This window comes from Clostridium sp. (assembly GCF_051654825.1).
In the GTDB taxonomy this organism is placed as follows: domain Bacteria; phylum Bacillota; class Clostridia; order Clostridiales; family Clostridiaceae; genus Clostridium.
Window position 1 is genome coordinate 1 of record NZ_JBOFYU010000082.1, and the last position, 1,504, is coordinate 1,504.

Genomic DNA, 1,504 nt, shown 5'->3' on the forward strand with positions numbered 1-1,504 from the left:
AGTTCAAGATGATTTTAAAGAATTTTTGAAAGAGTCTTATGGACTTAGAGCTGACAATGGAGCAAAGACAACATCGATAGGAATAGACACTATAAATGGATTTTTCGTTGATAATAAAATAGACCTTGAGCTAATATCAGCTAAGAAATATGTTAAAATCAATGGCAAGAGAAAGAAATTAACATATTGGGAGCTTATAGAAATAATATAAGTTAACAAATAATTAATAATAAAAATATAAATCAAGAGATAAAAGAGATGATTTATCTGTGAGGAGATTAGAATGGAAGAATTAACGATTTGTGATATTTGTAAAAAAGAAATGGAAGATGGATATTCAATAAATGATGGAGATGAATATTTCTGTTCATTAAAATGTTTAAATGAAAAATATAGTGATGTGACATACAAAGAGCTTTATGAAGAAGGTATTGCACATTGGACTACTTTTTAATAATAATTGGGGGAATTAAATCGAATGAAAAAATTAAAAGTATTAGATTTATTTAGTGGCACTCAGTCTATAGCTAGAGCATTTAGAGAAAGAGGGCATGAGACATTTACCATAGAGCTAGACAAGAGACATGAAGGTATTGATTGGTATGAAGATATTATGAATATAAAAACTGAAGACATATTAGAGAAATTTGGCAAGCCAGATGTAGTTTGGGCTTCTCCTCCATGTGAAAAGTTTTCAGTAGCAGCAATAGGCAAACATTGGATACAGGGTACTAATTTACCTAAAACAGGGGAAACCAAAAAAGCGTTAGAGTTATTGGAGTATACAGTAGCACTAATAAAAGAATTGAATCCGACCTACTATTTTATAGAAAATCCAAGAGGTAAAATGAGGAAAATGGATTGTATGCAAGAATTTCCAATTCATACAGTAGGATATTGTAGCTATGGGGATACTAGGCAAAAACCAACTGACATATGGACTAATCACCCTGACCCTAAATTTAAACCGTTGTGTAAACCAGGAAGTAGTTGCCATGTTGCAGCTCCTAGAGGTAGTAGGACTGGAACTCAAGGATTAAAAACATACGCTGAACGTTCTAAAATACCAAAGCAATTGTGTGAACATATAGCGAAAATAAGTGAAGAAAGATATGAATCGGAGAATTAAAAATGAGTGAATTAAAATGTGAAGTAATATGCAAAAGTTGCGGTGGATATGGAGTAGAAGTGTATCCAGACAATATAAAAATTGAAATGAGTTTATGTATATGCACTGATTGTGGTCATAGCGGTACACTAAATGAGTTTACATTAGAAATATGTGATTAAGATTTAAAATATTTAATTCATTGGTTAAGGAGATTGATTATGGAAAATAAATTAATAAAAAGTCCTATGAATTATATAGGTGGGAAATATAAATTATTGCCTCAAATATTACCATTATTCCCAAGTAAAATAAGTATGTTTTATGATGTGTTTGGTGGTGGGGCTAATGTTAGTTTAAATGTAGATAGTGAGTTTGTGTATTACAATGACATAG

General features: G+C 30.8%; 5 protein-coding genes. All 5 read left to right on the forward strand.

The annotated features are described in order from the left end of the window. Positions 1-211, forward strand: a 211-nt coding sequence (locus ACRDBA_RS04885; protein ID WP_438571800.1) for a hypothetical protein, incomplete at its 5' end; no start/stop codon positions are given. 72 nt (positions 212-283) lie between these two features. Beyond that, positions 284-454 carry a hypothetical protein gene (locus ACRDBA_RS04890; protein WP_438571801.1) on the forward strand — a complete coding sequence of 57 codons (171 nt, stop codon included), beginning with the start codon at positions 284-286 and terminating at the stop codon, positions 452-454. A 24-nt stretch (positions 455-478) separates the two neighbouring features. Continuing rightward, positions 479-1,129: a DNA cytosine methyltransferase gene (locus ACRDBA_RS04895; RefSeq protein WP_438571802.1), complete on the forward strand. Its 651-nt coding sequence runs from the start codon at positions 479-481 to the stop codon at positions 1,127-1,129. 2 nt (positions 1,130-1,131) lie between these two features. Then, positions 1,132-1,290, forward strand: a complete 159-nt coding sequence (locus ACRDBA_RS04900) for a hypothetical protein (protein WP_438571803.1) — start codon at positions 1,132-1,134, stop codon at positions 1,288-1,290. Positions 1,291-1,356: 66 nt separating this feature from the next. Continuing rightward, the coding region (locus ACRDBA_RS04905) for a DNA adenine methylase (protein WP_438571804.1) at positions 1,357-1,504 on the forward strand (148 nt) is incomplete at its 3' end.